General features: G+C 46.8%; 1 protein-coding gene. It reads right to left on the bottom strand.

Going from position 1 to position 630, the window contains the following annotated elements:
* Positions 1-630, bottom strand: a 630-nt coding sequence (locus AAY47_RS19765) for an ISAs1 family transposase (protein WP_047772097.1), incomplete at both ends; no start/stop codon positions are given.

Consider the following 630-nt stretch of genomic DNA (forward strand, 5'->3'; position numbering starts at 1 on the left):
GGGTGCACCACAATCACATTGTTTCACCATACTCAACACGATACGCCGGAATAACGCCAAATTTTCAATCGCCCCGTCCAGTACAATGCGTGAATCGTCCTCTTTAAAAACCACATCAAGAATATAGTGCTGGCTATTTTCAATGCGCCAATGCTGGCGAATGTAGTACCCCAATAATTTATGGCGGGGAGAAAGGGAACTGACATAGTAAGATGTCTCCACCGTTCCCTTACCCTTTTCTGTCCGGTGCCGCTCAACCGCAATAATGCTGCGGATTGTCGGCCATTTCTCCACCATTTCAGGGGTAAATTGGGGTTTGAGTTGGAACACATAACGTTCTTCCCGTCGGCCATGCGCTTCTTGTTTAATTTCAGTGATAATTTTTTCTTTCCCAGCCTCAAACACCCGCTGAAACTGAGACTGAACGCTTACCCACAGGAGGGGTTGGGTTTTCTTCACCTGAACAACGACATGGTCTTTCTTTTCGCTGATTTGTTCCAGGGTTTCCCGCTGACAGTGCAGGGCATCCAGGGTCACAATTCTGCCTTTCAGATTCAGAATATCCAGCATTTGACGGACCGTACTGATTTCACCTTTTTTCGTTGCAGTGGATTTCTGACTCAGCACTAA

The organism is Xenorhabdus griffiniae (genome assembly GCF_001028135.1).
Classification (GTDB): domain Bacteria; phylum Pseudomonadota; class Gammaproteobacteria; order Enterobacterales; family Enterobacteriaceae; genus Xenorhabdus; species Xenorhabdus bakwenae.